This is a genomic window from Aeromonas sp. TECH754 (genome assembly GCF_056279295.1).
On sequence record NZ_JBWBRA010000001.1, the window covers coordinates 3,637,501 to 3,663,981 of the forward strand.

The 26,481-nt window shown below is 57.4% G+C and carries 41 protein-coding genes; 5 read left to right on the forward strand and 36 right to left on the reverse strand.

Annotated elements, in window-relative coordinates:
• Positions 1-527: 527 nt before the first annotated feature.
• From rplQ to rpsJ, 28 genes are all read right to left on the reverse strand, one after another.
• Entirely contained in the window at positions 528-911 is a 384-nt protein-coding gene (gene rplQ, locus ACZ9IL_RS16535) for a 50S ribosomal protein L17 (protein ID WP_005307999.1), read from the reverse strand.
• Positions 912-954: 43 nt separating this feature from the next.
• Positions 955-1,944 carry a DNA-directed RNA polymerase subunit alpha gene (locus ACZ9IL_RS16540; protein WP_476004470.1) on the reverse strand — a complete coding sequence of 330 codons (990 nt, stop codon included), beginning with the start codon at positions 1,942-1,944 and terminating at the stop codon, positions 955-957.
• A gap of 25 nt (positions 1,945-1,969) precedes the next feature.
• Positions 1,970-2,590 (reverse strand): 30S ribosomal protein S4, encoded by a 621-nt coding sequence (rpsD, locus tag ACZ9IL_RS16545; protein WP_033130015.1) that lies wholly within the window; start codon positions 2,588-2,590, stop codon positions 1,970-1,972.
• 39 nt (positions 2,591-2,629) lie between these two features.
• Positions 2,630-3,019: a 30S ribosomal protein S11 gene (rpsK, locus tag ACZ9IL_RS16550; protein ID WP_005319702.1), complete on the reverse strand. Its 390-nt coding sequence runs from the start codon at positions 3,017-3,019 to the stop codon at positions 2,630-2,632.
• Positions 3,020-3,033: 14 nt separating this feature from the next.
• Positions 3,034-3,390 carry a 30S ribosomal protein S13 gene (gene rpsM, locus ACZ9IL_RS16555; protein ID WP_005307991.1) on the reverse strand — a complete coding sequence of 119 codons (357 nt, stop codon included), beginning with the start codon at positions 3,388-3,390 and terminating at the stop codon, positions 3,034-3,036.
• A 138-nt stretch (positions 3,391-3,528) separates the two neighbouring features.
• A complete protein-coding gene (gene rpmJ / locus ACZ9IL_RS16560) occupies positions 3,529-3,642 on the reverse strand; it encodes a 50S ribosomal protein L36 (RefSeq protein WP_005319705.1) in 114 nt (37 codons plus the stop codon).
• A gap of 27 nt (positions 3,643-3,669) precedes the next feature.
• Positions 3,670-4,998, reverse strand: a complete 1,329-nt coding sequence (gene secY, locus ACZ9IL_RS16565) for a preprotein translocase subunit SecY (protein ID WP_476004471.1) — start codon at positions 4,996-4,998, stop codon at positions 3,670-3,672.
• Positions 4,999-5,006: 8 nt separating this feature from the next.
• Positions 5,007-5,444 (reverse strand): 50S ribosomal protein L15, encoded by a 438-nt coding sequence (gene rplO, locus ACZ9IL_RS16570; RefSeq protein WP_033130013.1) that lies wholly within the window; start codon positions 5,442-5,444, stop codon positions 5,007-5,009.
• Positions 5,445-5,446: 2 nt separating this feature from the next.
• The gene (rpmD, locus tag ACZ9IL_RS16575; protein WP_005307985.1) at positions 5,447-5,626 is read right to left on the reverse strand and encodes a 50S ribosomal protein L30; all 180 of its coding nucleotides are present in this window, start codon (positions 5,624-5,626) and stop codon (positions 5,447-5,449) included.
• 6 nt (positions 5,627-5,632) lie between these two features.
• Positions 5,633-6,133 (reverse strand): 30S ribosomal protein S5, encoded by a 501-nt coding sequence (gene rpsE, locus ACZ9IL_RS16580; RefSeq protein ID WP_011704318.1) that lies wholly within the window; start codon positions 6,131-6,133, stop codon positions 5,633-5,635.
• A 14-nt stretch (positions 6,134-6,147) separates the two neighbouring features.
• Positions 6,148-6,501 carry a 50S ribosomal protein L18 gene (gene rplR / locus ACZ9IL_RS16585; RefSeq protein ID WP_033130012.1) on the reverse strand — a complete coding sequence of 118 codons (354 nt, stop codon included), beginning with the start codon at positions 6,499-6,501 and terminating at the stop codon, positions 6,148-6,150.
• Positions 6,502-6,510: 9 nt separating this feature from the next.
• The gene (gene rplF, locus ACZ9IL_RS16590; protein WP_005319720.1) at positions 6,511-7,044 is read right to left on the reverse strand and encodes a 50S ribosomal protein L6; all 534 of its coding nucleotides are present in this window, start codon (positions 7,042-7,044) and stop codon (positions 6,511-6,513) included.
• Between the two features lie 13 nt (positions 7,045-7,057).
• Entirely contained in the window at positions 7,058-7,450 is a 393-nt protein-coding gene (rpsH, locus tag ACZ9IL_RS16595; RefSeq protein WP_050719327.1) for a 30S ribosomal protein S8, read from the reverse strand.
• 19 nt (positions 7,451-7,469) lie between these two features.
• Positions 7,470-7,775: a 30S ribosomal protein S14 gene (gene rpsN, locus ACZ9IL_RS16600; RefSeq protein ID WP_042652870.1), complete on the reverse strand. Its 306-nt coding sequence runs from the start codon at positions 7,773-7,775 to the stop codon at positions 7,470-7,472.
• A gap of 10 nt (positions 7,776-7,785) precedes the next feature.
• On the reverse strand, positions 7,786-8,325 hold the full coding sequence (gene rplE / locus ACZ9IL_RS16605; protein WP_005890912.1) for a 50S ribosomal protein L5: 540 nt from the start codon (positions 8,323-8,325) through the stop codon (positions 7,786-7,788).
• A 13-nt stretch (positions 8,326-8,338) separates the two neighbouring features.
• A complete protein-coding gene (rplX, locus tag ACZ9IL_RS16610; RefSeq protein WP_042652872.1) occupies positions 8,339-8,656 on the reverse strand; it encodes a 50S ribosomal protein L24 in 318 nt (105 codons plus the stop codon).
• An 11-nt stretch (positions 8,657-8,667) separates the two neighbouring features.
• Entirely contained in the window at positions 8,668-9,036 is a 369-nt protein-coding gene (gene rplN / locus ACZ9IL_RS16615) for a 50S ribosomal protein L14 (protein WP_005890908.1), read from the reverse strand.
• 148 nt (positions 9,037-9,184) lie between these two features.
• Positions 9,185-9,433: a 30S ribosomal protein S17 gene (rpsQ, locus tag ACZ9IL_RS16620; RefSeq protein WP_476004472.1), complete on the reverse strand. Its 249-nt coding sequence runs from the start codon at positions 9,431-9,433 to the stop codon at positions 9,185-9,187.
• Positions 9,433-9,624 (reverse strand): 50S ribosomal protein L29, encoded by a 192-nt coding sequence (gene rpmC, locus ACZ9IL_RS16625; RefSeq protein ID WP_005319733.1) that lies wholly within the window; start codon positions 9,622-9,624, stop codon positions 9,433-9,435. The genes rpsQ and rpmC overlap by 1 nt, the downstream gene beginning before the upstream one ends.
• The gene (gene rplP, locus ACZ9IL_RS16630; protein ID WP_033130009.1) at positions 9,624-10,037 is read right to left on the reverse strand and encodes a 50S ribosomal protein L16; all 414 of its coding nucleotides are present in this window, start codon (positions 10,035-10,037) and stop codon (positions 9,624-9,626) included. The genes rpmC and rplP overlap by 1 nt, the downstream gene beginning before the upstream one ends.
• A gap of 13 nt (positions 10,038-10,050) precedes the next feature.
• On the reverse strand, positions 10,051-10,770 hold the full coding sequence (gene rpsC, locus ACZ9IL_RS16635) for a 30S ribosomal protein S3 (RefSeq protein ID WP_476004473.1): 720 nt from the start codon (positions 10,768-10,770) through the stop codon (positions 10,051-10,053).
• A gap of 3 nt (positions 10,771-10,773) precedes the next feature.
• A complete protein-coding gene (gene rplV, locus ACZ9IL_RS16640; protein ID WP_033130007.1) occupies positions 10,774-11,118 on the reverse strand; it encodes a 50S ribosomal protein L22 in 345 nt (114 codons plus the stop codon).
• 10 nt (positions 11,119-11,128) lie between these two features.
• Positions 11,129-11,407 (reverse strand): 30S ribosomal protein S19, encoded by a 279-nt coding sequence (gene rpsS, locus ACZ9IL_RS16645; protein WP_005307960.1) that lies wholly within the window; start codon positions 11,405-11,407, stop codon positions 11,129-11,131.
• A gap of 22 nt (positions 11,408-11,429) precedes the next feature.
• On the reverse strand, positions 11,430-12,251 hold the full coding sequence (gene rplB, locus ACZ9IL_RS16650; RefSeq protein ID WP_033130006.1) for a 50S ribosomal protein L2: 822 nt from the start codon (positions 12,249-12,251) through the stop codon (positions 11,430-11,432).
• Between the two features lie 15 nt (positions 12,252-12,266).
• Entirely contained in the window at positions 12,267-12,569 is a 303-nt protein-coding gene (rplW, locus tag ACZ9IL_RS16655; protein ID WP_005319747.1) for a 50S ribosomal protein L23, read from the reverse strand.
• The gene (gene rplD, locus ACZ9IL_RS16660; protein WP_025325386.1) at positions 12,566-13,171 is read right to left on the reverse strand and encodes a 50S ribosomal protein L4; all 606 of its coding nucleotides are present in this window, start codon (positions 13,169-13,171) and stop codon (positions 12,566-12,568) included. The genes rplW and rplD overlap by 4 nt, the downstream gene beginning before the upstream one ends.
• 17 nt (positions 13,172-13,188) lie before the next feature.
• Positions 13,189-13,821 (reverse strand): 50S ribosomal protein L3, encoded by a 633-nt coding sequence (rplC, locus tag ACZ9IL_RS16665; protein ID WP_476004474.1) that lies wholly within the window; start codon positions 13,819-13,821, stop codon positions 13,189-13,191.
• A 22-nt stretch (positions 13,822-13,843) separates the two neighbouring features.
• Positions 13,844-14,155 (reverse strand): 30S ribosomal protein S10, encoded by a 312-nt coding sequence (rpsJ, locus tag ACZ9IL_RS16670; RefSeq protein ID WP_005307944.1) that lies wholly within the window; start codon positions 14,153-14,155, stop codon positions 13,844-13,846.
• A 355-nt stretch (positions 14,156-14,510) separates the two neighbouring features.
• On the opposite strand from rpsJ, the gene ACZ9IL_RS16675 reads away from it, so the two are divergent.
• On the forward strand, positions 14,511-15,425 hold the full coding sequence (locus ACZ9IL_RS16675) for a DMT family transporter (protein ID WP_476004475.1): 915 nt from the start codon (positions 14,511-14,513) through the stop codon (positions 15,423-15,425).
• A 35-nt stretch (positions 15,426-15,460) separates the two neighbouring features.
• On the opposite strand, the gene envZ is transcribed toward ACZ9IL_RS16675, so the two are convergent.
• Both envZ and ompR read right to left on the reverse strand, forming a co-directional pair.
• Positions 15,461-16,771: a two-component system sensor histidine kinase EnvZ gene (gene envZ, locus ACZ9IL_RS16680; RefSeq protein ID WP_476004476.1), complete on the reverse strand. Its 1,311-nt coding sequence runs from the start codon at positions 16,769-16,771 to the stop codon at positions 15,461-15,463.
• On the reverse strand, positions 16,768-17,487 hold the full coding sequence (ompR, locus tag ACZ9IL_RS16685) for an osmolarity response regulator transcription factor OmpR (protein WP_476004477.1): 720 nt from the start codon (positions 17,485-17,487) through the stop codon (positions 16,768-16,770). The genes envZ and ompR overlap by 4 nt, the downstream gene beginning before the upstream one ends.
• Before the next feature lie 286 nt (positions 17,488-17,773).
• On the opposite strand from ompR, the gene greB reads away from it, so the two are divergent.
• Entirely contained in the window at positions 17,774-18,247 is a 474-nt protein-coding gene (gene greB, locus ACZ9IL_RS16690; protein WP_476004478.1) for a transcription elongation factor GreB, read from the forward strand.
• Positions 18,248-18,465: 218 nt separating this feature from the next.
• Positions 18,466-20,790 carry a Tex family protein gene (locus ACZ9IL_RS16695; RefSeq protein ID WP_476004479.1) on the forward strand — a complete coding sequence of 775 codons (2,325 nt, stop codon included), beginning with the start codon at positions 18,466-18,468 and terminating at the stop codon, positions 20,788-20,790.
• An 87-nt stretch (positions 20,791-20,877) separates the two neighbouring features.
• Here the strand turns inward: ACZ9IL_RS16695 and ACZ9IL_RS16700 are convergent, their stop codons facing one another.
• The 3 genes from ACZ9IL_RS16700 to bioH form a co-directional block, all read right to left on the reverse strand.
• Positions 20,878-21,645 carry a putative metalloprotease CJM1_0395 family protein gene (locus ACZ9IL_RS16700; protein WP_476004480.1) on the reverse strand — a complete coding sequence of 256 codons (768 nt, stop codon included), beginning with the start codon at positions 21,643-21,645 and terminating at the stop codon, positions 20,878-20,880.
• A gap of 1 nt (position 21,646) precedes the next feature.
• Positions 21,647-21,880 (reverse strand): flagellar biosynthesis protein FlgE, encoded by a 234-nt coding sequence (locus tag ACZ9IL_RS16705; protein WP_476004481.1) that lies wholly within the window; start codon positions 21,878-21,880, stop codon positions 21,647-21,649.
• A gap of 71 nt (positions 21,881-21,951) precedes the next feature.
• Positions 21,952-22,716 carry a pimeloyl-ACP methyl ester esterase BioH gene (gene bioH, locus ACZ9IL_RS16710; RefSeq protein ID WP_476004482.1) on the reverse strand — a complete coding sequence of 255 codons (765 nt, stop codon included), beginning with the start codon at positions 22,714-22,716 and terminating at the stop codon, positions 21,952-21,954.
• Positions 22,717-22,754: 38 nt separating this feature from the next.
• Between bioH and ACZ9IL_RS16715 the strand changes: the two genes are divergently transcribed.
• Together ACZ9IL_RS16715 and nfuA are read left to right on the forward strand one after the other, a co-directional pair.
• Positions 22,755-23,483, forward strand: a complete 729-nt coding sequence (locus ACZ9IL_RS16715) for a ComF family protein (RefSeq protein WP_476004483.1) — start codon at positions 22,755-22,757, stop codon at positions 23,481-23,483.
• A gap of 159 nt (positions 23,484-23,642) precedes the next feature.
• Positions 23,643-24,221, forward strand: a complete 579-nt coding sequence (gene nfuA, locus ACZ9IL_RS16720) for a Fe-S biogenesis protein NfuA (RefSeq protein ID WP_042639193.1) — start codon at positions 23,643-23,645, stop codon at positions 24,219-24,221.
• 114 nt (positions 24,222-24,335) lie between these two features.
• Here nfuA and gpsA read toward each other — a convergent pair whose 3' ends face one another.
• The 3 genes from gpsA to ACZ9IL_RS16735 are packed head-to-tail and all read right to left on the reverse strand — an operon-like array spanning position 24,336 to position 26,292.
• The gene (gpsA, locus tag ACZ9IL_RS16725) at positions 24,336-25,340 is read right to left on the reverse strand and encodes an NAD(P)H-dependent glycerol-3-phosphate dehydrogenase (RefSeq protein WP_476004484.1); all 1,005 of its coding nucleotides are present in this window, start codon (positions 25,338-25,340) and stop codon (positions 24,336-24,338) included.
• Positions 25,341-25,342: 2 nt separating this feature from the next.
• On the reverse strand, positions 25,343-25,813 hold the full coding sequence (secB, locus tag ACZ9IL_RS16730) for a protein-export chaperone SecB (protein ID WP_033132363.1): 471 nt from the start codon (positions 25,811-25,813) through the stop codon (positions 25,343-25,345).
• A 47-nt stretch (positions 25,814-25,860) separates the two neighbouring features.
• On the reverse strand, positions 25,861-26,292 hold the full coding sequence (locus tag ACZ9IL_RS16735; RefSeq protein ID WP_476004485.1) for a rhodanese-like domain-containing protein: 432 nt from the start codon (positions 26,290-26,292) through the stop codon (positions 25,861-25,863).
• Positions 26,293-26,481 lie beyond the last annotated feature (189 nt).

Sequence of the window (26,481 nt, forward strand, 5' to 3'; positions counted from 1 at the left end):
CGATGGAGGCGCATTATAGGGAGTTGAATCTGTCTGGCAAGCTTCTTTTGACGGAAAATGGCAATAAATCTGCAGAAATCGGCACTTATTTAGTTATTCATAACGAAACACAGCTTTTATACAGACTTACCCACAGAAAGAATAGAATTAGGGCTAGATTAAGTGCCTTCCTTTATCTACAGCTCTCTTCGTCAATTGCTAAACAGGCATTCAACACTAGGTTAATGAACGATCACTTTGTGAATAGAGACCCCTCTATAAAGTAAGACTGAAATATAGTTGAGGCAGTTGAGGCAGTTGAGGCAGTTGAGGCAGTTGAGGCAGTTGAGGCAGTTGAGGCAGTTGAGGCAGTTGAGGCAGTTGAGGCAGTTGAGGCAGTTGAGGCAGTTGAGGCAGTTGAGGCAGTTGAGGCAGTTGAGGCAGTTGAGGCAGTTGAGGCAGTTGAGGCAGTTGAGGCAGTTGAGGCAGTTGAGGCAGTATCAGAATCCATTAAAAGAAAAGCCGGGACAAGCCCGGCTTTTTCTTTATCACTCAGCAGCTGCTTCAGCAGCGGCCGGGCGGTCTACCAGCTCAATGTAAGCCATAGGGGCGTTATCGCCAGCACGGAAACCGCATTTCAGAATGCGAGTATAACCGCCGGCGCGCTCCAGGTAGCGCGGGCCCAGTTCATTGAACAGCTTAGCCACGATCGCGTTATCGCGAGTGCGGGCAAATGCCAGACGACGATTAGCAACGCTATCGGTCTTGGCAAGGGTGATCAGCGGTTCAACTACACGACGCAGCTCTTTTGCCTTAGGCAGAGTCGTCTTGATGATCTCATGACGAACCAGGGAGCTGGCCATGTTACGGAACATAGCCTGACGGTGGCTGCTGTTCCGGTTCAGTTGACGACCACTCAAACGATGGCGCATGACCTTATCCTTCTAACTAAATCTGTGAAACCCGTAATCTGGATTACTCGTCAGCGATGCTGGCGGGCGGCCAATTCTCAAGGCGCATGCCAAGAGACAGACCACGGGAGGCCAACACATCCTTGATCTCAGTCAGGGACTTCTTACCGAGGTTAGGAGTTTTAAGCAACTCAACTTCGGTACGCTGTACCAGATCACCAATATAGTGGATTGCTTCTGCCTTCAGACAGTTCGCAGAACGAACTGTCAGCTCCAAATCATCGACAGGACGTAGCAGAATCGGATCAAACTCGGGTTTCTCTTCTTTCTTCTCAGGCACGCTGACATCGCGCAGATCCACGAAGGCTTCCAGTTGTTCGGCCAGTATAGTGGCAGAACGACGGATGGCTTCTTCAGGATCCAGAGTACCATTGGTCTCCATGTCGATAACCAGCTTGTCCAAGTCGGTGCGCTGTTCTACACGTGCCGCTTCAACATTGTAGGCAATGCGAACGATGGGGCTGAACGCGGAGTCCAGCAGCAGGCGACCGATAGGACGCTCTTCATCATCGTTGTGAACACGAGCAGAAGCAGGCACATAACCACGACCGCGCTGAATTTTCAGGCGCATGCTGATTTCAGCATTGGCACCAGTCAGGTGGCAGATTACGTGCTCCGGGTTTACGATCTCGACTTCATCACCGTGAGTGATATCACCAGCGGTAACGGGGCCTGTTCCAGACTTGGTCAGGGACAGAGTTACCTCGTCCTTGCCTTCCAGCTTCACAGCGATACCTTTCAGGTTAAGCAGGATTTCCAGTATGTCTTCCTGTACACCTTCTTTGCTGCTGTACTCGTGCAGTACTCCGTCGATCTCGACTTCAGTAACCGCACAACCGGGCATAGATGACAGCAAAATACGACGCAGGGCATTACCCAGCGTGTGACCAAAGCCACGCTCAAGCGGCTCGAGAGTCACTTTTGCGTGAGTCGGGCTAACTTGCTCGATGTCAACCAGCCGCGGTTTAAGAAAATCTGTTACAGAACCCAGCATTGTGTCCTCTCTTTAGAAGCTAGCTTTACTTGGAGTAAAGCTCGACGATCAGCTGTTCGTTAATGTCGGCAGACAGGTCGGAACGCTCTGGCAGACGCTTGAAAGCACCTTCCATCTTAGCAGTGTCAACCTCTACCCAAGTCGGCTTCTCGCGCTGACCAGCAACTTCCAGGGAAGCTTTGATACGCGCTTGCTTCTTAGCCTTCTCACGAACGCAGATCACGTCCTCAGGGGATACCTGGAAAGAAGGAACATTCACAACGCGGCCGTTTACCATGATAGCCTTGTGGCTTACCAGCTGACGAGATTCAGCACGGGTAGCGCCGAAGCCCATACGGTAGACGACGTTGTCCAGACGACCTTCCAGCAGCTGCAACAGGTTCTCACCGGTGTTACCCTTTTGACGGGCAGCGTCGCGGTAGTAGTTGCGGAACTGTTTTTCCAATACGCCGTAGATACGACGTACTTTTTGTTTCTCGCGCAGTTGCACACCGTAGTCAGACAGACGCGCTTTACGCGCACCGTGTTGACCAGGAACGGTGTCAATCTTGCACTTAGAATCAATCGCACGAACACCAGACTTCAGGAAGAGGTCGGTGCCCTCACGACGGCTAAGCTTAAGCTTAGGACCGATATATCTTGCCATCTTCTTTCTCCAACAATCCTAGACCAAGTAGCTACAGCGTTATACGCGGCGCTTCTTGGGAGGACGACAACCGTTGTGCGGGATCGGAGTCACATCAGTAATATTAGTGATGCGGAAACCAGCCGCGTTCAGAGCGCGGATGGAAGACTCACGACCGGGACCCGGACCTTTGACCATGACTTCCAGGTTCTTCACGCCGTATTCTTTGGCGATCTCACCAGCACGCTCAGCAGCTACCTGGGCAGCAAACGGAGTGGACTTACGGGAACCACGGAAACCGGAACCACCAGAGGTAGCCCAAGACAGAGCATTGCCCTGACGGTCAGTAATGGTCACGATTGTGTTGTTGAAAGATGCATGAACGTGCGCAATACCGTCGCTCACTTGCTTTTTAACGCGCTTGCGAGCACGAGTCGGAGTTTTAGCCATTTTCTACCTTCCCGTTACTTCTTGATAGCCTTGCGCGGACCCTTACGGGTACGAGCGTTGGTCTTGGTACGTTGACCACGAACAGGCAGGCTACGACGGTGACGCAAACCACGGTAGCAACCCAGATCCATCAAGCGTTTGATGTTCATGGAAATCTGACGACGCAAGTCACCTTCAACGGTGAATTTACCTACTTGCTCGCGCAGACTTTCGATCTGAGCTTCGTCCAAGTCTTTAATTTTCACATTCTCAGCAATACCGGCTGCGGCACAGATGGCCTTGGAGCGGGTACGACCGACGCCATAAATCGCAGTCAACGCAATGACTGCATGCTTATGGTCAGGAATGTTAATGCCAGCGATACGGGCCACTGTTCACTCCTACGTAGAGTAGATAACGACCACCACAAAGCCCGTGAGCGGATACGTGGCGGTCAACCAATACACAACAAAAGTTGGCTGGCTATAATAGCCAGCACAACTATTTGTTGCAAGTACTAACCGTAAAAATTAGCCTTGGCGCTGTTTATGCTTTGGCTCGCTGCAAATCACACGCACCACACCGTGACGCTTGATGATTTTGCAGTTACGGCAGATTGCCTTAACGGAAGCACGAACTTTCATTGCTTAACTCCGTAACTACGCCGACCTTTAGCGGCCGTAGCCCTTCAGGTTGGCCTTCCTCAGGACGTCACCATACTGATGAGACATCATATGGGTTTGTACCTGAGCCATGAAGTCCATGATAACTACCACAATAATCAGCAGCGAGGTGCCACCGAAATAGAACTGTACGTTCCAGGCAGTCATCAAGAACTGGGGTACCAGACAGATAAAGGTGATATAGAGCGCACCTGCCAATGTCAGGCGAGTCATAACCTTATCGATGTAACGTGCTGTCTGCTCGCCCGGGCGGATCCCCGGGATAAAGGCTCCACTCTTCTTCAAGTTATCTGCTGTCTCGCGGGGGTTGAACACCAGCGCGGTATAGAAGAAGCAGAAGAAGATAATGGCTGCTGCATACAGCATCTCATACAAGGGTTGACCTGGCTGCAGGACCATAGAGACCTGCTGCAGAATGTCAGCTACCTTGCCCTCGCCCTGACCAAACCAAGAGGTAATGGTCCCTGGGAAGAGGATGATGCTGGATGCGAAAATCGCAGGAATCACACCGGCCATATTCACTTTCAATGGCAGGTGTGTGCTTTGCGCAGCGAATACCTGGCGGCCTTGTTGACGCTTGGCGTAGTTGACGACGATACGACGCTGACCACGCTCCACGAACACCACAAAGTAAGTCACTGCGAAAACAATCAAGCCCAGCAACAACAACAGCAGGATGTGCAATTCCCCTTGACGTGCCTGTTCGGCCGTAGCGCCAATGGCATGAGGCAGACCAGCGACGATACCCGTGAAGATAATCAACGAGATACCATTACCAATCCCACGCTCGGTAATCTGCTCACCCAACCACATCAAGAACATGGTACCGGTGACCAGACTCACAACGGCCGTGAAATAGAAGCCCAAACCCGGATGACTCACGAGTCCTTGCATCATATTCGGCAGACCGGTTGCAATACCAATGGCCTGGAAAGTTCCCAAAACCAGCGTGCCCCAACGGGTATATTGGCTAATCTTGCGACGGCCGGATTCACCTTCTTTCTTGAGTTCAGCAAGAGCGGGGTGAACCACAGTCAGCAGCTGGATAATGATCGATGCCGAAATGTACGGCATGATCCCCAGCGCAAGAATAGAAGCACGCGAGAGTGCACCACCACTGAACATGTTAAACATCTCAATGATGGTGCCCTTCTGTTGTTGGAACAACTCGGCCAGTACGGCGGCGTCAATACCAGGAATCGGCACATAAGAGCCTGCACGGAAAACGATAATCGCCCCGAGAACGAAGAGCAGACGGCTCTTCAGTTCACTCAGACCACCCTGTGCTTTAACATCCAATCCTGGTTTCTTAGCCATTGTACTGATTATTCCTCGATTTTACCGCCAGCGGCCTCGATGGCTGCGCGTGCACCTTTGGTGACGGACAGACCACGAACGGTCACAGCACGGTCAATGTTGCCAGACAGAACAACTTTAGCGAAAACGATGTTCTTAGTAACAACACCGGCTTGCTTCAGAGTGCTCAAATCGACCACATCACCTTCTACCAGGGCGATTTCGTTCAGGCGTACTTCGGCAGAAACCAAAGACTTGCGAGAGAAGAAACCGAACTTCGGCAGACGGATTTTCAAAGGCATCTGGCCGCCTTCGAAACCGTTGCGGACTTTGCCGCCACCGGAACGAGAGGTTTGGCCTTTAACACCACGACCACCAGTCTTGCCCAGACCAGAACCGATACCACGGCCCGGACGGTGCTTAGCAGACTTGGAACCTGGGGCCGGAGACAGAGTGTTCAGACGCATGCTTAGCCCTCCACCTTAACCATGTAATAAACCTGGTTGATCATACCGCGTACGCAAGGAGTATCCTCCAGCTCGACGGTGTGACCAATGCGACGCAGACCCAGACCACGCAGAGTCGCCTTGTGCTTTGGCAGACGGCCGATAGAGCTGCGAGTTTGAGTTACTTTTACAGTGTTAGCCATGTCGCATTACCCCAGAATTTCTTCAACGCGCAGACCACGCTTGGCAGCGATCTGGGCCGGGGATTGACCCTGTACCAGAGCGTCGACAGTTGCGCGAACAACGTTGATTGGGTTGGTGGAACCGTAGGTCTTGGCCAGCACGTTGTGGATACCAGCAACTTCCAGCACGGCACGCATAGCGCCGCCTGCAATGATACCAGTACCTTGTGAGGCCGGCTTCATGAACACGGTGGAGCCAGAGTGAACACCACGCACCGGATGGTGCAGAGTGCCATTGTTCAGCTCAACCTTATTCAGGTTACGCTTAGCCTGTTCCATTGCCTTTTGAATGGCAGCTGGAACTTCACGGGCTTTACCGTAACCGTAACCTACACGGCCGTTACCATCACCCACCACGGTCAACGCGGTGAAGGACATGATACGACCACCTTTAACAGTTTTCGAAACACGGTTGACTGCAATCAGCTTTTCTTGCAGTTCGCCGGCTTGAGATTCGACTTTAGCCATCTTCGACTCCTAGCTTAGAACTGAAGACCAGCGTCACGAGCAGCGGTAGCCAGAGCGGCTACACGACCGTGATACTTGAAACCGGAACGATCGAAAGATACGTTCTGAACGCCTTTGGCAATAGCTCGCTCAGCGATAGCTTTACCTACTGCGGTAGCTGCATCAGCATTACCGGTAGACTTGAGCGCTTCACTGATGGCTTTCTCTACTGTAGAAGCAGAGGCCAGAACTTCGGAACCGTTGGCTGCGATAACCTGCGCGTAGATATGACGCGGGGTACGGTGAACAACCAGACGGGTGGCTCCCAGTTCCTGCATCTTCTTCCGAGCACGAGTAGCACGACGGAGACGAGCTGCTTTCTTGTCCATAGTGTTACCTTACTTCTTCTTAGCTTCTTTAGTACGCACTTGCTCGTTGGCATAGCGTACACCCTTGCCCTTGTAGGGCTCCGGAGCGCGGTAAGAACGGATATCGGCGGCGACTTGGCCAACCAGCTGCTTGTCCACACCACGGAGAACGATCTCAGTAGCAGTCGGGCATTCAGCGGTGACACCAGCCGGCAACGCATGCTCTACCGGGTGGGAGAAGCCCAGCGCCAGCGCGACAGCATTGCCCTTGATGGAGGCTTTGTAACCTACACCAACCAGCTGCAGCTTACGCTCGAAGCCTTGGGTAACACCGATTACCATGTTGTTAGCCAATGCACGTGCAGTACCGGCCTGAGCGTCAGCACCAGCGATGCCGTCGCGCGGGGCGAACTTCAGTACATTGTCTTCTTTGGTCACTTCTACACCGGCGTGGATGGAACGAACCAGAGAACCTTTACCACCTTTGATGGACAGTTCCTGACCGTTCAGAGTCACCTCTACGCCAGCAGGAATAGTGACGGGTGCCTTAGCAACGCGAGACATTTCCGACCTCCTATTAAGCGACGTAGCAGATGATCTCACCACCCATGCTTGCCTGACGGGCAGCACGGTCGGTCATCACACCTTTAGACGTGGACACGATAGCAACACCGAGACCGCCCATAACTTTCGGCAGATCAGTAGTGCGCTTGTAAATACGCAGGCCGGGACGGCTCACGCGCTGGATCAGTTCTACAACCGGCTTGCCCTGGAAATATTTCAATTCAATTTCCAGTTCCGGTTTCACATCACCTGCTACGGAGTAGCCAGCGATGTAACCTTCTTCTTTCAGCACTTTGGCAATTGCCACTTTCAGCTTGGAAGAAGGCATGGAAACCGCAACTTTGCTCGCCGCTTGACCGTTACGGATGCGGGTCAGCATGTCCGCGATCGGATCTTGCATGCTCATAGTCTAACTCCCGAGATTCTTACCAAGAGGCCTTTTTGAGACCTGGAATTTCGCCCTTCATGGCATGCTCACGCACCTTGATGCGAGACAGGCCAAACTTGCGCAGGAAACCGTGCGGACGACCAGTAATATTGCAACGGTTACGCTGGCGGGACGGACTGGAATCACGGGGCAGCTGTTGCAGTTGCAAGACAGCATCCCAACGCGCTTCTTCAGAAGCGTTCATATCAACAATGACAGCTTTCAGCTCGGTTCGCTTAGTGGCGAACTTGGCTACCAGCTTCGCACGCTTTGCTTCACGTGCTTTCATGGATGTTTTAGCCATAACCCTAACCTTACTTGCGGAATGGGAAGTTAAAGGCAGCCAGCAGAGCACGGCCTTCTTCATCGGTATTCGCGGAAGTGGTGATGGTGATATCCAGACCACGGACGCGATCGACTTTGTCATAGTCGATTTCCGGGAAGATGATTTGCTCACGCACGCCCATGGAGTAGTTACCACGACCGTCGAACGCTTTAGCGTTCAGGCCACGGAAGTCACGGATACGCGGTACGGAGATGCAAATCAGCCGTTCCAGGAACTCCCACATACGCTCGCCACGCAGGGTTACTTTACAACCTATCGGGTAGCCTTCACGAATCTTGAAGCCCGCAACAGATTTGCGAGCTTTGGTGATCAGTGGCTTCTGACCGGAAATGGCAGCCATATCGGCAGCAGCATTTTCCAGCAGTTTCTTGTCAGAAATCGCCTCACCAACACCCATGTTCAGGGTGATTTTCTCGATCCGAGGGACTTGCATGATCGTCTTGTAACCGAACTGCTTTGACAGTTCTTGTGCTACATCGGATCTGTAGTAATCATGCAGTTTCGCCATCGTTAAACTCCAATTACTTCACAAGTTCGCCGGTAGATTTGAAGAAGCGAACTTTTTTGCCGTCTTCAATCCGGAAACCAACGCGATCAGCTTTGCCAGTGGCAGAGTTGAACAGCGCTACGTTTGAAACATCGATCGGGGCTTCTTTGGTGATGATACCGCCAGCCTGACCCAAAGCGGGTACCGGCTTCTGGTGTTTCTTCACCTGGTTGATGCCTTCCACGAGAACCTTACCTTTAGCGATCAGAACTTGAGTGACTTTGCCACGCTTGCCCTTGTCTTTGCCGGTAAGAACAATCACTTCGTCTTCGCGACGGATTTTAGCTGCCATCGTTCGACTCCTTACAGTACTTCGGGTGCCAGGGACACAATCTTCATGAACTTCTCATTACGGAGTTCACGGGTCACCGGGCCAAAAATACGAGTACCGATTGGCTGTTGGTTGCCGTTAAGCAAAACAGCCGCATTGTTGTCGAAACGGATGACAGAGCCGTCCGGACGACGAACGCCTTTACGGGTGCGTACGACCACCGCGTTATACACATCACCTTTCTTCACTTTACCGCGAGGAATGGCTTCCTTGATGGAAACCTTGATGATGTCGCCGATGCCGGCGTAACGGCGGTGCGAGCCACCCAGAACCTTAATACACATTACACTGCGAGCGCCGGAGTTGTCGGCTACACCCAGCATACTTTGCATCTGGATCATTTTAGTGCTCCGCTTTGTTTACTTCTTATCCCTTTCGGGATCTGGCTGCCTTCAAAAGGCGCGAAACTATAACACAGCTCTTTTTGAAAAGGTAGCCTAAAAAACAAACGGCCCCGAAGGGGGGCCGTTTGGGCAAAAAAGAACCTAATTAGGCCTTTTCTACGACAGCAACCAGGGTCCAGGACTTGGTCTTGGACAGCGGGCGGCATTCGCGGATTTCCACGAGGTCACCAGCTTTACACTCGTTGTTTTCGTCGTGTACGTGCAGCTTGGTAGTGCGCTTGATGATCTTACCGTAGATCGGGTGCTTTACCTTGCGCTCGATAGCGACGGTGATGGACTTGTCCATCTTGTCGCTAAGAACACGACCTTGCAGAGTACGGATTTTGTCAGTCATTACGCACCTGCCTTCTCTGTCAGTACAGTCTTGATACGTGCGACGTCACGACGCACTTGTTTCAGAGTGTGAGTCTGAGCCAGCTGACCGGTGGAAGCTTGCATGCGCATGTTGAATTGCTCACGCAGCAGACCCAGCAGTTCCTGGTTCAGTTCATCGACGCTCTTTTGACGCAGATCTTGGGCTTTCATCACATCACCGTCTTAATTACGAAAGTGGTCTGAACGGACAGCTTGGCAGCAGCCAGGGCGAAGGCTTCGCGAGCCAGGGCCTCAGGAACGCCGTCCATCTCGTACAGAACCTTGCCAGGTTGAATCGGGCATACCCAGTATTCGACGTTACCCTTACCTTTACCCATACGAACTTCGAGGGGCTTTTCGGTAATCGGCTTGTCCGGGAACACACGGATCCAGATTTTACCCTGACGCTTAACGTGACGGGTCATGGCACGACGGGCTGCTTCGATTTGACGAGCAGTCAGTTGACCACGGGTAGTCGCCTTCAGGCCAAAGGTACCGAAGGATACTTCGTTACCAGAGTTGGCCAGACCGCGGTTACGACCCTTATGGGTCTTGCGGAATTTAGTACGCTTAGGTTGCAACATTTACCGAATCTCCTTACTTAGCAGCGCGGCGCTTGTTGTCACGGTCACGCTTGGGCTTTGCAGGAGCTTGCTCTTGAGCAGCGGCAGCATTGACTGCAGCCAGACCGCCCAGAACTTCGCCCTTGAAGATCCAAACTTTGACGCCGATCACACCGTAAGTGGTATGGGCTTCAGAAGTGGCGTAGTCGATGTCGGCACGCAGGGTGTGCAACGGCACACGACCTTCACGGTACCATTCGGTACGCGCGATTTCAGCGCCGCCCAGACGACCGGACACTTCCACTTTGATGCCCTTGGCACCCAGGCGCATGGCGTTCTGTACGGCGCGCTTCATGGCACGACGGAACATAACGCGACGTTCCAGCTGGGAAGTGATGCTGTCGGCAACGAGTTTGCCATCCAGCTCCGGCTTGCGGACTTCGGAAATGTTGATCTGAGCAGGCACGCCAGCAATTACGGCGACGGCTTTGCGCAGTTTCTCAACGTCTTCGCCTTTCTTGCCGATCACGACACCCGGACGAGCGGTGTGAATGGTCACACGGATGCTCTTGGCCGGACGCTCGATAGTGATCTTGGACAAGGAAGCGTTTTTCAGCTCCTTGGTCAGGAACTGGCGTACTTGGAAATCGCTGTACAGGTTGTCAGCGAAGTCTTTGGTGTTCGCGAACCAGGTAGAATTCCAAGGCTTGGTAATACCCAGGCGAATGCCATTAGGATGTACTTTCTGACCCATTGCTTATCTCCCAGCCTTAGCGTCGGATACCACTACAGTGATGTGAGCGGTACGCTTGAGGATACGATCCGCGCGACCTTTAGCACGCGGGCGGATGCGCTTCATGGAGGGACCTTCGTCTACCATGATGGTGGCAACACGCAGGGCGTCGATGTCGGCGCCTTCGTTGTGCTCAGCGTTTGCAATGGCAGATTCCAGCACTTTCTTCACCAGAACTGCAGCCTTTTTCGGGCTGAAGGTCAGGAGGTTCAGAGCCTTGTCTACGGACAGACCACGTACTTGATCGGCTACCAGACGAGCTTTCTGGGCAGAAGTACGGGCATAACGGTGTTTAGCGATAGCTTCCATCATTTATCCCTTAGCGCTTCTTAGCCTTCTTATCAGCAGCATGGCCGCGATAAGTACGAGTCGGTGCGAATTCACCCAGTTTGTGACCGATCATTTCTTCGGTAACGAAAACCGGAACGTGCTGACGACCATTATGGACAGCGATGGTCAAACCGATCATGTTCGGGATGATCATTGAACGACGGGACCAGGTCTTAACCGGCTTTTTATCCCCGCTTTCCACCGCTTTCTCTACCTTCTTCAGCAAGTGCAGGTCAATAAATGGACCCTTCTTGAGAGAACGTGGCATGGTGATTCCTCTATGTTAACAATTACTTGTTACGACGACGTACGATGTACTTGTCGGTACGCTTGTTCTTACGGGTCTTGAAGCCCTTAGCCTTCTGGCCCCATGGGGACACAGGCTGCATGCCCTTGTTACGACCCTCACCACCACCGTGCGGGTGATCAACCGGGTTCATCGCCATACCGCGAACGGTCGGACGAATACCACGCCAGCGGTTTGCACCGGCTTTACCCAGTTGACGCAGCATGTGCTCGGAGTTACCCACTTCACCGATGGTGGCGCGGCACTCGGCCAGAACTTTACGTACTTCGCCGGAACGCAGACGCAGAGTTACATAGTTACCATCACGAGCCAGGATCTGGATGAAGGTACCAGCGGAACGAGCCAGCTGGGCGCCTTTACCAGGTTTCATCTCAACGGCGTGAACGGTAGAACCAACCGGGATATTACGCATCGGCAGGGTGTTACCTACCTTGATCGCAGCATCAGCACCAGAAGCGATTGCATCACCAGCTTTCAGGCCTTTCGGGGCCAGGATGTAACGACGCTCACCGTCTGCATACAACACCAGGGCGATGTTAGCGGTACGGTTAGGATCGTATTCCAGACGCTCTACTTTGGCCGGAATGCCGTCTTTGTCGCGCTTGAAGTCGACCAGACGGTAGTGTTGCTTGTGACCACCACCGATATGACGGGTGGTGATACGGCCGTTGTTGTTACGACCACCGGACTTGCTTTTGCTGTCCAGCAGAGCGGCGAAGGGCTTACCCTTGTACAGCTCTTGGTTGACGATCTTAACGACGTGGCGGCGGCCCGGAGAAGTAGGCTTGCACTTAACGATTGCCATTTTTCAGAACTCCTCTTACTCGGCTGCGCCCATGAAGTCGATGTCCTGACCAGCTTTCAGGGTCACATAAGCCTTTTTCCAATCGGAACGACGGCCTACACGCGCACCTGAGCGCTTGGTTTTACCCTTCATGTTCAGGGTACGGACGGTCTCAACTTCGACCTCGAACAGTTTCGCAACTGCAGCTTTGACTTCCGCCTTGGTGGCATCAACAGCAATCTTGAACACGATAGTGTTCTGCTTTTCTGCGACCATGGTGCTCTTTTCAGAGATATGCGGAGCCTTCAGAACTTTCAACAAACGCTCTTCGCGGATCATGCCAGCATCTCCTCGATTTGCTTAACTGCGTCAGCAGTCATCAGAATCTTGTCGAAAGCGATCAGGCTGACCGGGTCGATACCGGCAACGTCACGCACGTCAACTTTGTACAGGTTGCGAGCAGCCAGGAACAGGTTCTCATCGACTTCAGCAGTCACGATCAGAACGTCAGTCAGTTCCATCTCTTTCAGCTTGGCGATCAGTTCTTTGGTCTTCGGCGCTTCGATGCCGAATTTCTCAACAACGATCAGGCGCTCTTGACGTACCAGCTCGGACAGGATGCTACGGATAGCGCCGCGGTACATCTTCTTGTTAACTTTTTGGCTGTGATCTTGCGGCTTAGCAGCAAAAGTCACACCACCGGAACGCCAAATGGGCGAACGGATGGAGCCAGCACGGGCACGACCAGTACCCTTCTGACGCCACGGCTTTTTGCCGCCACCAGACACTTCAGAGCGAGTCAGCTGCGCACGAGTACCCTGACGGGCACCTGCGGCATATGCAACGACGACCTGGTGAACCAGAGCTTCGTTGAATTCGCGCCCGAAGGTAGTCTCGGAAACTTCAAGAGCGCTCTTGGCGTCTTTCATTACCAATTCCATTACTATCTCCTCAGACGTTACGCTTTGACGGCAGGTTTGACGATCACGTTGCCGTTGGTTGCACCCGGTACTGCACCTTTGATGAGCAGCAGGTTACGTTCAGCGTCAACACGAACCAGTTCCAGGTTCTGAGTCGTTACACGCTCAGCACCCATGTGACCAGCCATCTTTTTGCCCTTGAATACACGACCCGGAGTCTGGTTCTGACCGATAGAACCCGGAGCGCGGTGAGACAAGGAGTTACCGTGGGTCATATCCTGGGTGCGGAAGTTCCAGCGCTTAACAGTACCGGCAAAACCTTTACCCTTGGATGTGCCGGTAACGTCTACCAGCTTAACGTCAGCAAGAAGATCTACTTTCAGCTCGCTACCAACAGTGAAAGTTTCACCGTTGTTCAAGCGGAATTCCCACAGACCGCGACCGGCTTCTACACCAGCTTTGGCGAAGTGGCCAGCTTCCGGCTTGGTTACACGGCTGGCTTTTTTGGCGCCAGTGGTAACCTGAATAGCGTTGTAGCCGTCGGTTTCTACAGATTTGACCTGAGTTACACGGTTAGCTTCAACTTCGATAACAGTCACCGGGATAGAAACGCCATCTTCAGTGAAGATGCGAGTCATACCCACTTTGCGACCTACAAGACCGATTGTCATTGTTATCAACCTCTTTCCGTAATTAACCCAGGCTGATCTGGACGTCTACACCGGCTGCCAGATCCAGACGCATCAGAGCGTCAACGGTCTTGTCAGTCGGTTCAACGATGTCTACCAGACGCTTGTGAGTGCGGATCTCGTACTGATCGCGCGCATCTTTGTTGACGTGCGGGGAGATCAGGACGGTGAAGCGCTCTTTGCGAGTCGGCAGCGGGATAGGACCGCGAACCTGCGCGCCGGTGCGCTTTGCAGTTTCAACGATTTCCGCTGTGGATTGATCAATCAGGCGATGATCAAAAGCCTTCAGGCGAATACGGATTCTTTGGTTCTGCATTGACAGAGCTCCAATAGATAAAAGAACATAAATCAACACCGCCCGACCGGGAATATTCCAGCCAGAGGTGTGATTTTTCACGTTTCCTCCCATATCGGGAGGACTGTAAGGCTGGCGACTCGTAAACGGGAAGCTCAGCAAGCAGACATATCGTCTGGCTACCTCATGGGTAAGCGGAGGGGATTATACGGATTTTTTCAATTCGCGCAAGAGAGGGCGCACAGATTGTGCGCAATATGGTGGGACGGATGGATCTTGCCACCACCGGCCGGATTGCCCCCATGCGGTGGTGACGACAAGGCCCCAATCGGGCTGATAGACTGCGCCCTTGCCTCTGTCAGCGGAACGACCCCAGATGATCAAAGATCAGAAGAAAGCCTACCAATATGGACTCTGCGCCGTCGCCCTCTGGTCGACGGTGGCCACCGCCTTCAAGATCTCCCTCGCCTACTTCGAGCCGGTGCAACTGCTGCTCGTGGCCGCCTTCACCTCGACCCTGACGCTGGGGCTCATCGTCACCAGGCAGGGCAAGCTGCCGCTGCTGCTGAGCTATATCAAGGCGCGCCCCTACTACTATCTGGCACTCGGCGCCCTTAACCCCTTCCTCTACTACCTGCTGCTGTTCAAGGCCTATGATCTGCTACCCGCCCAGCAGGCGCAGACCCTCAACTACACCTGGGCCATCACCCTCAGCCTGCTGGCGGTGCCCTTCCTCGGTCAGAAGTTGCGCCGCCGCGACGGGGTTGCCATCGTGCTGGGTTACTTCGGTGCCCTGGTGATCGCCACCAAGGGAGACGTGTTCGGCCTGCACTTCGACAGCCCGCTCGGGGTCACGCTGGCGCTGGTGTCTACCTTCATCTGGGCCGGCTACTGGATCCTCAACACCCGCAATCAGGGGGATCCCATCGTCAGCCTGCTGCTCGGTTTCATCATCAGCCTGCCTTTCATTGTCGTGGCAACCTGGCTGCTCGCCGATTTCCACATGACCGCCTGGCAAGGCTGGGCCGGCGCCATCTATGTGGGCCTATTCGAGATGGGCTTCGGCTTCGTGCTCTGGCTGATGGCCCTGCGCCACGCCACCAACACGGCCCCCATCAGCAATCTCATCTTCATCTCGCCGTTTGCCTCCCTGGTGCTGCTCAACCTGTTGATCGGCGAGGCCATCCATCCCGCCACCCCCATCGGGCTGGCGCTGATCGTGGCCGCCCTGCTCATTCAGCAGCTCAAATACGGCAAACGCTACCGCAGCAAGGCCGAGCCACAGGGCTGAAACACAGAGGGCGCATCCATCGATGCGCCCTCTGTTCAATCCACCCACTCCAGTGGCTGGTGCTTGGGTAGCCGGATCTCCACCAGCAGCCCCCCCAGCTCGGAGCTGCCCAGCCGTATGGTGCCGTGGTGCTGGGACACTATCTTGGCGACGATGGCCAGCCCCAAGCCGCTGCCGCCGCCGGTGCGCGCCACATTACCCTGGGTAAAGGGCTTGAGCACCCGAGTGTAGTCCTGTTCCGGAATGCCGGGTCCGTTGTCCGACAGGCGCAGCCGTACCCAGTGACCGTCATCCTTGAGCTCCGCCTGCAGCCGGGTTGCCCCGTAGCGCAGGGAGTTACCCGACAGGTTGTTGAGGATGCGGCGCAGGCTGATGGGGTTGCAGGCCACTCGCACCGCCTGTTCCGGCAACAGCAGTTCCACCTCCAGCCCCTGATCGGTCTGCATCAGCAAGGCGTCGTGGACCAGCTGGGTCAGATCGATCTGCCGGGTATCCAGCCCTTCATCCGGCCGGATGTAGTCGATGAACTGGTCGATGATGCCGTTGGACTCGTCGATGTCCGCGTTGATGCTTTCTTTGAGGTATTCATCCCCGGACGACATCATCTCGGTCGCCAACCGGATGCGAGTCAGCGGCGTGCGCAGATCGTGGGAGACCCCGGCCATCATCATGTTGCGCTCCTCGATCAGCCGTTTGATGGAGCTCGACATGTGGTTGAAGGTACGCGTCAGCCGGCGCACCTCCCGGGAGCCCTGCTCCCCCAGCGCATCGGGGAAGTTGCCACGGGCCACCGCCACGGCGCCCGCCTCCAGATCCTCCAGCGGCCGCACCAACTGGCGGGCGAAGCGCCAGGCGGCGAACAGGGTCACCACCAGCAGCACGCTCATGTAGAGGATCAGCGGCTCTATGTCGTCATCCTCGATCTCGGTCAGCGGGATCCGCACCCACATCTGTTTGGCCTGGGGCGGCTGGATCCAGATGATGTAGTGATCCTGGATCTCGACCCTGACCTTGGTCTCCCCCTTCAGCTCGCGGCTGATGCTCTGCTCCAGGTAGATATAAGGCTTGGACTCCTTGAGCCCATGCTGCTCCGCCTCGGCCTGGGTATAGATGTCGCTGCCGGTCGCCACATAGACCAGCGCCTCGGCATCCTCGCTGAGGGCCAGCTGCTTGCTGTCGATGGGGAAGATGAGTTTGACCTGATTGGCCAGCAGGTGGCTGATCTGCTTGACGGTGGGCGCCAGCAGGTAGTTGTAGAAGGTGGCGTAGGAGACAAACTGATAGACCACCAGCACGGCAGCCAGGAACCAGAGCATGCGGGAGAACATGCTGCTCACTTTCTTCATGTGCCGTCACCGTCCGGCACGAACACATAGCCGAGACCCCAGACGGTCTGTAGGTAACGGGGCTGGGCCGGATCCTGCTCCAGCAGGCGACGCAGGCGGGAGACCTGCACGTCGATGCTGCGCTCGGTGGCGGTATATTCACGGCCCCTGGCCAGGTTCATCAGCTTGTCGCGGGAGAGCGGCTCGCGGGGATGACTCACCAACACCTTGAGCACGGCGAACTCGCCGCTGGTCAGGGCCACCGGCTCGCCGTCCCGGCTCAACTCCCGGGTCGCCAGGTTGAGCTGATAGGCACCGAAGCTCACCATCTTCTCGGCAACGGAAGGCGCACCGGGCAGCTCGACGGTATGGCGGCGCAGCACGGCGCGGATCCGGGCCAGCAGCTCGCGTGGATTGAACGGCTTGGGCAGGTAGTCGTCGGCCCCCATCTCGAGTCCGACGATACGATCCACCTCGTCCCCCTTGGCGGTAAGCATCAGTACCGGGATCTGGTTGCCCGCCTCGCGCAGACGGCGGCAGATGGAGAGGCCGTCCTCCCCCGGCAGCATCAGATCCAGCACCATTAGACTGAAGTTCTCGCGAGTCAGCAGGCGATCGGCCTGCTCTCCATTGGCGACGCCCCGCACCATGAATCCCTGCTCGGTGAGGTAACGCTCCAGCAGGGAACGTAATTTCAGGTCGTCGTCGACCACCAGAACCTTGTATTGCTGACTCATGCTTGCCACTCCTCTTTCTCTGCTCCCAATACTAGGGTGCCCCCCCTGCATCGACAAAGCATAAAAATGTTACCGGTTATTACCCTCGACCGGCCCATCGCGGGCCGTTGCACCAGCGAGGCGGCAGGCAAAGAGCCACTGGCAGCGCACCGTTGTTCGACAGCCAGACCACAAGGTGCGAGACCCGCTGATACAACGAGGCGGCTTGTGCCCAGGCATCGACAGACTCTACTATCCCGTGCAGTACAACCTAACCCACCAGCTGGCGCCAGGGACTGATAACCCCATGAAAACCAAACTCATTACCCGTGAAGGCTACAACAGACTGCGGCAAGAGCACGACACCCTGTGGCGGGAGGAGCGGCCCGAGACCACCAAGAAGGTCGCCTGGGCGGCCAGCCTCGGGGATCGCAGCGAGAATGCCGACTACCAGTACAACAAGAAGCGGTTGCGGGAGATCGATAGACGCGTCCGTTATCTGCGCAAGTGTCTGGAGGAGCTGACCATAGTCGACTATGCCCCGTCCCAGGAGGACAAGGTGTTCTTCGGCGCCTGGGTCGAGGTGGAGAGCGAAGAGGGGGAGACCAAGCGCTTTCGCATCGTCGGCTACGACGAGATCTTCGGCCGCAAGGACTACATCTCCATCGACTCCCCCATGGCCCGTGCCCTGCTCAAGAAGGAGGTCGGGGATGAGGCCATAGTGCGTACGCCAGTGGGTGACGCCTGCTGGTATGTCAACGAGATAACCTATCCCAAGTGATCCGGCCAGGGGTGCATACCCCCTCCCCCTATGCTGGGCAGCCGGGGTAGCATCCCCCGCCTCGACCCCATATAGTGCTCACACTCGGCGCCCCAGGGCGCAAACCGGCCACGGCAATGCTCGATGCACCTCCCCATGCAACAGGGAGACAGCTAACGGACGAGCGGCACCCCAGCCACGGCAGGCCAGCTGGATAGACCCGACCACAGAGATCCCCAATGCACAGCCATGTAATTGAGAGACAGATCGCCACCGAGCTCAATGCTCGCCCACAGCAAATAGAGGCCGCCGTGCGCCTGCTGGATGAGGGGTCGACCGTGCCCTTCATCGCCCGTTACCGCAAGGAGGTGACCGGCGGCCTGGATGACAGCCAGCTACGCACCCTGGAGGGCCGGCTCGGCTATCTGCGCGAGCTGGCCGATCGCCGCCAGGTGATCCTGCGCTCCATCGAGGAGCAGGGCAAACTCACCCCCGAGCTGGCCCGCGATCTGAACGAGGCCGACAGCAAGACCCGGCTGGAGGATCTCTACCTTCCTTATAAGCCTAAGCGTCGCACCAAGGGGCAGATGGCCATCGAGGCCGGGCTCGAGCCGCTAGCGAACCTGCTGCTCACCGATCCCATGCGGGATCCCGAGCAGGAGGCGCTGGCCTTCCTCAATACGGAACAAGGCATCACCGACCCCAAGGCCGCCCTCGACGGCGCCCGCTACATCCTGATGGAGCGCTTCGCCGAGCAGGCGGATCTGCTGGAGAAGCTGCGGGACTATCTGTGGCACAACGCCACCCTGCGTGCCCGCATGGTGGCGGGCAAGGAGCAGGAAGGGGCCAAGTTCAAGGACTACTTCGAGCACGACGAGCCGCTGCACAAGGCCCCCTCCCACCGGGTGCTGGCCATGCTGCGCGGCCGCAACGAGGGAGTGCTCAACCTGGCGCTAGTCACAGGTGAAGACGAGAGCACCAGCCCCTGCGAGGGGATCATCACCCATCACCTCAGGCTCAACTTGCAAGGCCGCCCGGCGGACAAGTGGCTGCAGGGGGTGGTGAGCTGGACCTGGAAGATCAAACTCTCCCTGCAGATGGAGACGGAGCTTATCGGCCGCATCCGCGAGAGCGCCGAGGAAGAGGCGATCAAGGTGTTCGCCATGAACCTGCAGGATCTGCTGATGGCGGCGCCGGCCGGCATGCGCTGCACTATGGGGCTGGATCCGGGCATCCGCACCGGGGTCAAGGTGGCCGTGGTCGATGCCACCGGCAAGCTGGTCGATCACGCCACCGTCTATCCGTTCGAACCGAAGCGCCAGATCGATCAGAGCCTCAAGACCCTGAGCGAGCTGTGCCAGAAGCACGGGGTCGAACTCATCAGCATCGGCAATGGCACTGCCTCCCGAGAGACCGACCGGCTGGTGACTGAGCTGTTCGAGCGCTACCCCGCCGCCAAGGCACAGAAGATAGTGGTGAGCGAGGCCGGCGCCTCGGTTTACTCCGCCTCAGAGCTCGCCTCCCAGGAGTTCCCGGATCTCGACGTCTCCATCCGTGGCGCAGTCTCCATCGCCCGCCGGTTGCAGGATCCCCTGGCCGAGCTGGTCAAGATCGATCCCAAGAGCATCGGCGTCGGCCAATACCAGCACGACGTGGGCCAGAGCCAGCTGGCGCGCCGACTGGACGCCGTGGTCGAGGATTGCGTGAACGCAGTCGGGGTGGATGTGAACACCGCCTCGGTTGCCCTGCTCAACCGGGTCTCCGGCCTCTCCCAGACCCTGGCCCAGAATATCGTCGCCTACAGAGACGACAACGGTGCCTTCCACAACCGCCAGCAGCTGCTGAAGGTGAGCCGGCTCGGGCCCAAGGCGTTTGAGCAATGTGCCGGCTTCCTGCGCATCCGCGGTGGCAGCAACCCGCTGGACGGCTCGGCGGTGCACCCGGAATCCTATCCTGTGGTGGAGCGGATCCTGGCGCGGCTCCAGCAACAGGTTGAGAGCCTGCTCGGCAACGGCAGCCTGCTCAAAAGCCTCAAACCCGCCGACTACACCGATGAGCGGTTCGGGGTGCCCACCGTCACCGACATCATCGGCGAACTGGACAAGCCGGGCCGGGATCCGCGCCCCGAGTTCAAGACCGCCACCTTCAAGGACGGAGTGGAGAAGATAAGCGACCTGGTGCCCGAGATGATGCTGGAAGGGGTGGTCACCAACGTCACCAACTTCGGCGCCTTCGTCGATATCGGGGTACACCAAGATGGTTTGGTACATATCAGCTCGCTGACCGACCGCTTCGTCAAGGATCCCCGCGAGGTGGTGAAGGCCGGCGACATAGTCAGGGTCAAGGTGCTGGAGGTGGATGCCCCGCGCAAGCGCATCAGCTTGACCATGCGCCTGGACGAGAAGCCGGGACAACCTGCCCGCAAGCCAGCCGAGCCGCGTCAATCCGCGGCGGGCAATGCCAAGCCGAGGAGTGCCCCCGGCAGCAAGCCAGCCCCGGCCAGTGCCATGGGGGGTGCCATGGGCAACGCCTTCGCCGCCGCCCTCTCCAAGACCAAGAAATAAGAAGCCAAAAATACAAAAAGCCCCGCGAGGGGCTTTTTACTGGGCGCTGGAAAGATTTGTCATCACAGGAGCGGTGGATCCGCCTGCTCAGATATCCAGACCAAAGTTCTGGCGAGGGGCCGGCCTGACCGCCTGCCGATAGTGCTGGGCGATGATCTGATTGCGTCTGTCCATGTAAGTCCCGAGCGGGCTGGACGAGCCTTCATCCGGCACTGCTGCCATCAGCTCCTTGCGGGCCTGCGCCTCCTTGACGGTGGCACTGCGGGCCACGCTCATATCCTGAGAGGAAGGCTCGGCCGGTGCCAGCGCCGCGGCGCGTACCTGTTGCATCTTGGCGAGGGTCGCCGCCGGATCACCATGGACGGCGGCGATATCGATAGCCACCTCCCCTCCGCTGGCGTAGCGCTTGCCATCAGGCCCATAGGCATACTCATAGGTCGGGCTGCCCGCATGCTGACCACCCGCACTCTGGTGCGCCTGCTCGTGTTTGCGCACCTCCAGATCCCGCTCGACCAGCACCTCTATCTGTCGCTGCTGCTTCTGTTGCTCCTGCTGGCCGGAGTCCTGCTGCTGCCTGCGCTTGCCCTCTTCGTCCGTGGCCTCGACGAAACGCTGGGGCAAGGCCGCCGGATTGGCCTGAGGGTTGTCTCTGGTCGATTGGGGCAGCGCATTGGGATGGGTCTGGGGAGTGCTGGACTTGTCTTTCTGGGAGCCGAGGCCGGATTCGGCACCGAAGGCCTCGCTTTGGCGAGTCTGGGGAACCAGCTCTGCCCGGCGGTTGTCAGTATGCGCCGCTTCCGTCTGCGGTTGCAGCTGATTGGGGATCAGAGGTGGCAGACTGACGTTGATGTTCATCTCACACCCGGATGTCGATCAGGGTACCCATCATGTCGCTGGCGGTCTGGATCACCTTGGCGGAGGCACCAACCTGCAGCTCGGCCACCTTGAGATTGACCAGCTCCTCAGGCAGCTCCACCCGTTCACCGGCCGGGGTATTGAGGCGGGCTATCTGGTCGGATGCCCGATCGGCCAGCTGCTCCGCCCGCTGGAATCCCTGTACCCCCGTGCTCATGGCAGAATCGATGCGCATCTTGTTGCTCCTCTGGCTGTTGGCTGATTATTCACCAGTCGGAGGAATTATTGAAGCCTGCCGCTCATTTTTCAGCCGATGAACTGCCGTACCATCTCGATGAACTGGGCTGGATGGGAGATGAAGGGGGCGTGGGAGGCCTTGTCCAGCACCAGACTGCGGCTGTCGGGATAGCGCTCGTCCAGCAGCGGGATGGCCGCCTTGGGCACAAGCGAGTCCAGTCGGCCATAGATCCGCAGCCAGGGCAGATCCAACACGGTCAGCTCATCGCGCAGATCGACGTCGGCCAGCAGACTGAGGCCCGCCTCCAGGGCAGCAAGCTGGGGCGCCGGCCGCTCTGCCAACCAGTGGCGAAGCTGACGGATGTCGTCTCTGGCGTGCTCGCTGCCCATGGCCTGGATCGCCAGGAAGCGCTCTATGGTCTGCTTGAAGTCACCCGCCAGCATCTGGTTGAAACCGGCGAGCACCTTGGGGGCGATCCCGGGCCACTCGTCACGGGCCATGAAACAGGGGGAACTCGCCACGGTGATGAGGCTCTGGCAGCGATCGGGGCGGGTGAGTGCCAGCTGACCCGCCACCAGACCGCCGAGGGACCAGCCGAGCAGATGGCATTTTTCCGGCAAGACGGCGGCGACCTGCTCCGCCAGCCAGGGCAGGCTGTATTCGACGTCGCTCGCCAAGGGGCTATTGCCAAACCCCGGCAGATCCACCAGATGGAGTCGATAATGGACCGCCAGTTCATGGACGATACCGTGCCAGACGGCCCCGTTCATGCCCCAGCCATGCAACAACACCAGGTCCTGGCCCTGGCCAAACCGCTCAACCGATACGCTCATCTAGACTCAAGATTCCTGTTTATCTGCTTGGATCCAGCATGTTAAAGCGCCTGCTCGCCAAAGCAAGTCCGATCCTCGGTAGCCGGGCCGACTGGCTGGGCCTCTGTCTGCTCTGCCGCCAGCCCTGTGACACCCAGCCGCTGCTGTGCAGCTGGTGTCAGCAGGCCCTGCACCAACCCGGCCACAGGTGCAGGCTGTGCGCGGCGCCGCTGCCGGAGCAGGTGGCAGTAGCAGAGTCGATCTGCGGCCGCTGCCAGCGCAGACCACCGCCCTGGCAACGGCTGCAGGTGATCGGTGACTATCTGCCCCCCTATCCCTTGCTGATCCCCCGCCTGAAATACGGAGGCCAGATCCTGCTGGCGCCGCCCCTGGCTCGCCTGCTGGCCAACCATCTGGTGCTGGACACGCCGCCCGAGGTCATCATCCCGGTGCCGCTACATTGGTGGCGCCAGTGGTGGCGCGGCTTCAATCAGGCGCAGGAGATAGGGCTGGCCCTCGGCGAGATCACCGGCATTCCCTGCGATACCCGGCTGCTGCGCAGGATCAGGGCAACCCCTCGGCAGACCAGCCTGAGTGCGGGGCAACGCAGGCGCAACCTGCGCGGCGCCTTTCAGATAGCGCCCCACCACTATCGGCACGTGGCCCTGCTCGACGACGTAGTCACCACCGGCGCCACGGCCGGCCAGCTCAGCCGTTTGCTCCGCGCAAGCGGCGTTGAACAAGTGGAAGTGTGGGCACTCTGTCGCACACAGAGACAGATCAAATAGTCGGGACGGCATGGAGAAGAGGAAATCGCGGTCTGGCGTCTTGTCAGGCACTTGTTGCGCTCAGGGTCACACCGGGTAGCCATCGACACGCTACCCAAGCCAGGCCAAGAGAGTTATCATGAATACCCTAGTCGTACACTCAGGTTTATGAGGATAGTGATGATCAGCATTTCCGACACCGCCCAGGCCCATTTCCGCAAGTTGCTGGAAAAGCAGCCTGATGGCACCAACATCCGGGTGTTTGTGGTCAATCCGGGAACCCAGAATGCCGAGTGCGGCGTATCATATTGCCCACCCGACGCGGTCGATCCGGAAGATCAACACCTGCCCTTCAGCGGCTTCGACTGCCTGGTCGATCCCTTGAGCGCCCCCTTCCTGATAGATGCCACCATCGACTTCGTCACCGATCAGATGGGCTCCCAGCTCACCCTGAAAGCGCCGAACGCCAAGATGCGCAAGGTCGACGACGATGCCCCCCTGGCCGATCGCATCGAATACGTGCTGATGTCCGAGGTGAACCCCATGCTGGCCGGTCACGGTGGCAAGGTGACCTTGATTGACATCACCGACGACAAGCTGGCGATTCTGCAGTTTGGCGGCGGTTGCAACGGCTGTTCACAGGTGGATTACACTCTGAAAGAGGGGATCGAGAAGCAGCTGCTGGAGAAATTCCCGGGTGAGCTCAACGGCGTGAAAGATGCCACCGAGCACCAGCGTGGCGATCACTCCTACTATTGATGCCGCTGCAGTGACTCCCGCCGCGAGGCAGTCGCTGACCTGATGAGCACATGAAAAAGGCCCCGCCAGATTGGCGGGGCCTTTTGCTATCCGGCGAACCGAAGCAACAACGATCTATTCGTCGCGCTTGTCCCGGCTCAGCAGGGCGATGGCGGCCTCTTTCGGGTTCTTGCCCTGATAGAGGACTTCGAAGATCTGCTCACAGATGGGCATCTCGACGCCGAAACGGGCCGCCAGCAGATGCACCTCCTTGGTGTTGCGATAACCTTCCACCACCTGGCCTATCTCGGCCATGGCGGTGTCCACGCTCTTGCCCGCTCCGAGGGCCAGACCGAAACGACGGTTGCGAGACTGGTTGTCGGTACAGGTCAGCACCAGATCCCCGAGCCCCGCCATCCCCATGAAGGTCTTTGCATCGGCGCCCAACGCGGCGCCCAGACGCTGCATCTCCACCAGGCCCCGGGTGATGAGCGCGGTTCTGGCGTTGGCGCCAAAACCCAACCCGTCGGAGAGACCGGCACCGATGGCGATGACGTTCTTGACCGCGCCACCGAGCTGCAGACCGATGAAGTCAGGGTTGGTATAGACCCGGAACGAGCGGCCGCAATGCAGCAGGTGGGACAGATCGTCGGCGAAATCGTCGTGGGTCGAAGCCACCGAGATGGCGGTCGGCATGCCGGCGGCCAGCTCGCGAGCGAAGGTAGGGCCGGAGATCACCGCCAGCGGTATCTCGTCACCCAGCACCTCGCGGGCCACGTCCTGCAGCAGACGACCACTGTCCGGCTCCAGCCCCTTGGTGGCCCAGGCGATACGGGTATCGGGACGCAGGAAGGGCTTGATCCGGGTCAGCACCTGGCCGAACACATGGCTCGGTACCACCAGCAGCAGCACGGGCGCGGCTTGCACCGCGGCCTGCAGATCCGCCGTCAGTTGCAGATCCGTGGGGAAAGGAACATCCGGCAGGAAAGCCTTGTTGCAGCGATCTTGTTCCAGCACGGCGACATGGGCGGCATCGTGGCCCCACAGCAGGGTCGGATGACCGTTGCGCGCCAGAGAAATGGCAAGGGCGGAGCCGTAAGACCCCGCCCCCAAGACCGAAATAGCGATCTGGTCGGCCATTATCAGGCTTCCGCTGTCGCCTGCTGGGCCTGTGCCTGCGCCATGTGCTGGGCAAACAGGGCATCGAAGTTGACCGGTGCCAGGTTCAGCTGCGGGAAGGAACCCTTGCTCACCAGGTTGGCCACGGCTTCGCGGGCGTACGGGAACAGGATGTTCGGGCAGAAGGCGGCCAGGCAGTGAGCCAGCTGCGGCTCCGGCAGGTTGCCGATGGTGAAGATGCCGGCTTGCTGTACTTCGCACAGGAAGGCCGTTTCGGTTTCCAGCTTGCAAGTCACGGTCAGGGTCAGCACGACTTCGAACACGCCGTCAGCCAGCACGTTGGTCTTGGTGTCCATGTCCAGCTTGACGTCCGGCTGCCACTCTTTCTGGAAGATGTGCGGAGTATTCGGGGCTTCGAAGGAAACATCCTTGGTGTAGACACGCTGGATGTGGAATTCCGGTTGCACTTCCTGATTGTTGATTTCGTCAGCCATTTCGTTTGATTCCTTTTTAAGAAAATGTGTGGGCGCAGGCCCTTAAATCAGCGTTTTTTGGTCACCGGCAGATTCTCTGCACGCCATTGGGCCATGCCACCGCTGAGCGTATATACCTGCTTGAAACCGGCCTTGCTCAGTTGGCGACCCGCGCCACCAGCGGTCATCCCCGACTCGCACACCACTATGATGGGGGCGTCTTTGTGTTTTTCAACCGGGCCCAGATTGTTGGCCTGGATCTGGGTGAGTGGCAGGTGATGGGCACCGGCCAGATGACCCTTGGCAAACTCATCCTGACTGCGAATGTCCACTACGGTGGCATTCTCACGGTTGATCAGCAGGGTGGCGGCGTGGTTGTTCACCGCCTTGACCGGAGAAAAACGAGCACGCACGGTGGTATACACCAGAGTGCCTGCCAGACCCAACCAGGCTGCGGTCAGCAGCGGGTTGCGGGTCGCAAAATCCAAATACTCTTGCATCTTCTACTATCCAGGGACCAAGACAAGGGCCCGAGTATACATGGGGCCCTTGATAAGATCAGCCATCTTGGCGGCAAAGCGAGAGCAAGCTCCCATCGGGGGTGCCCCTCGATTGCCCCCATCGAAAAAGTGAGTCTGAACGGGGAGTCGGCGGGCGAAAAACGGGGATCAGACGGACAAAAAAGGGGG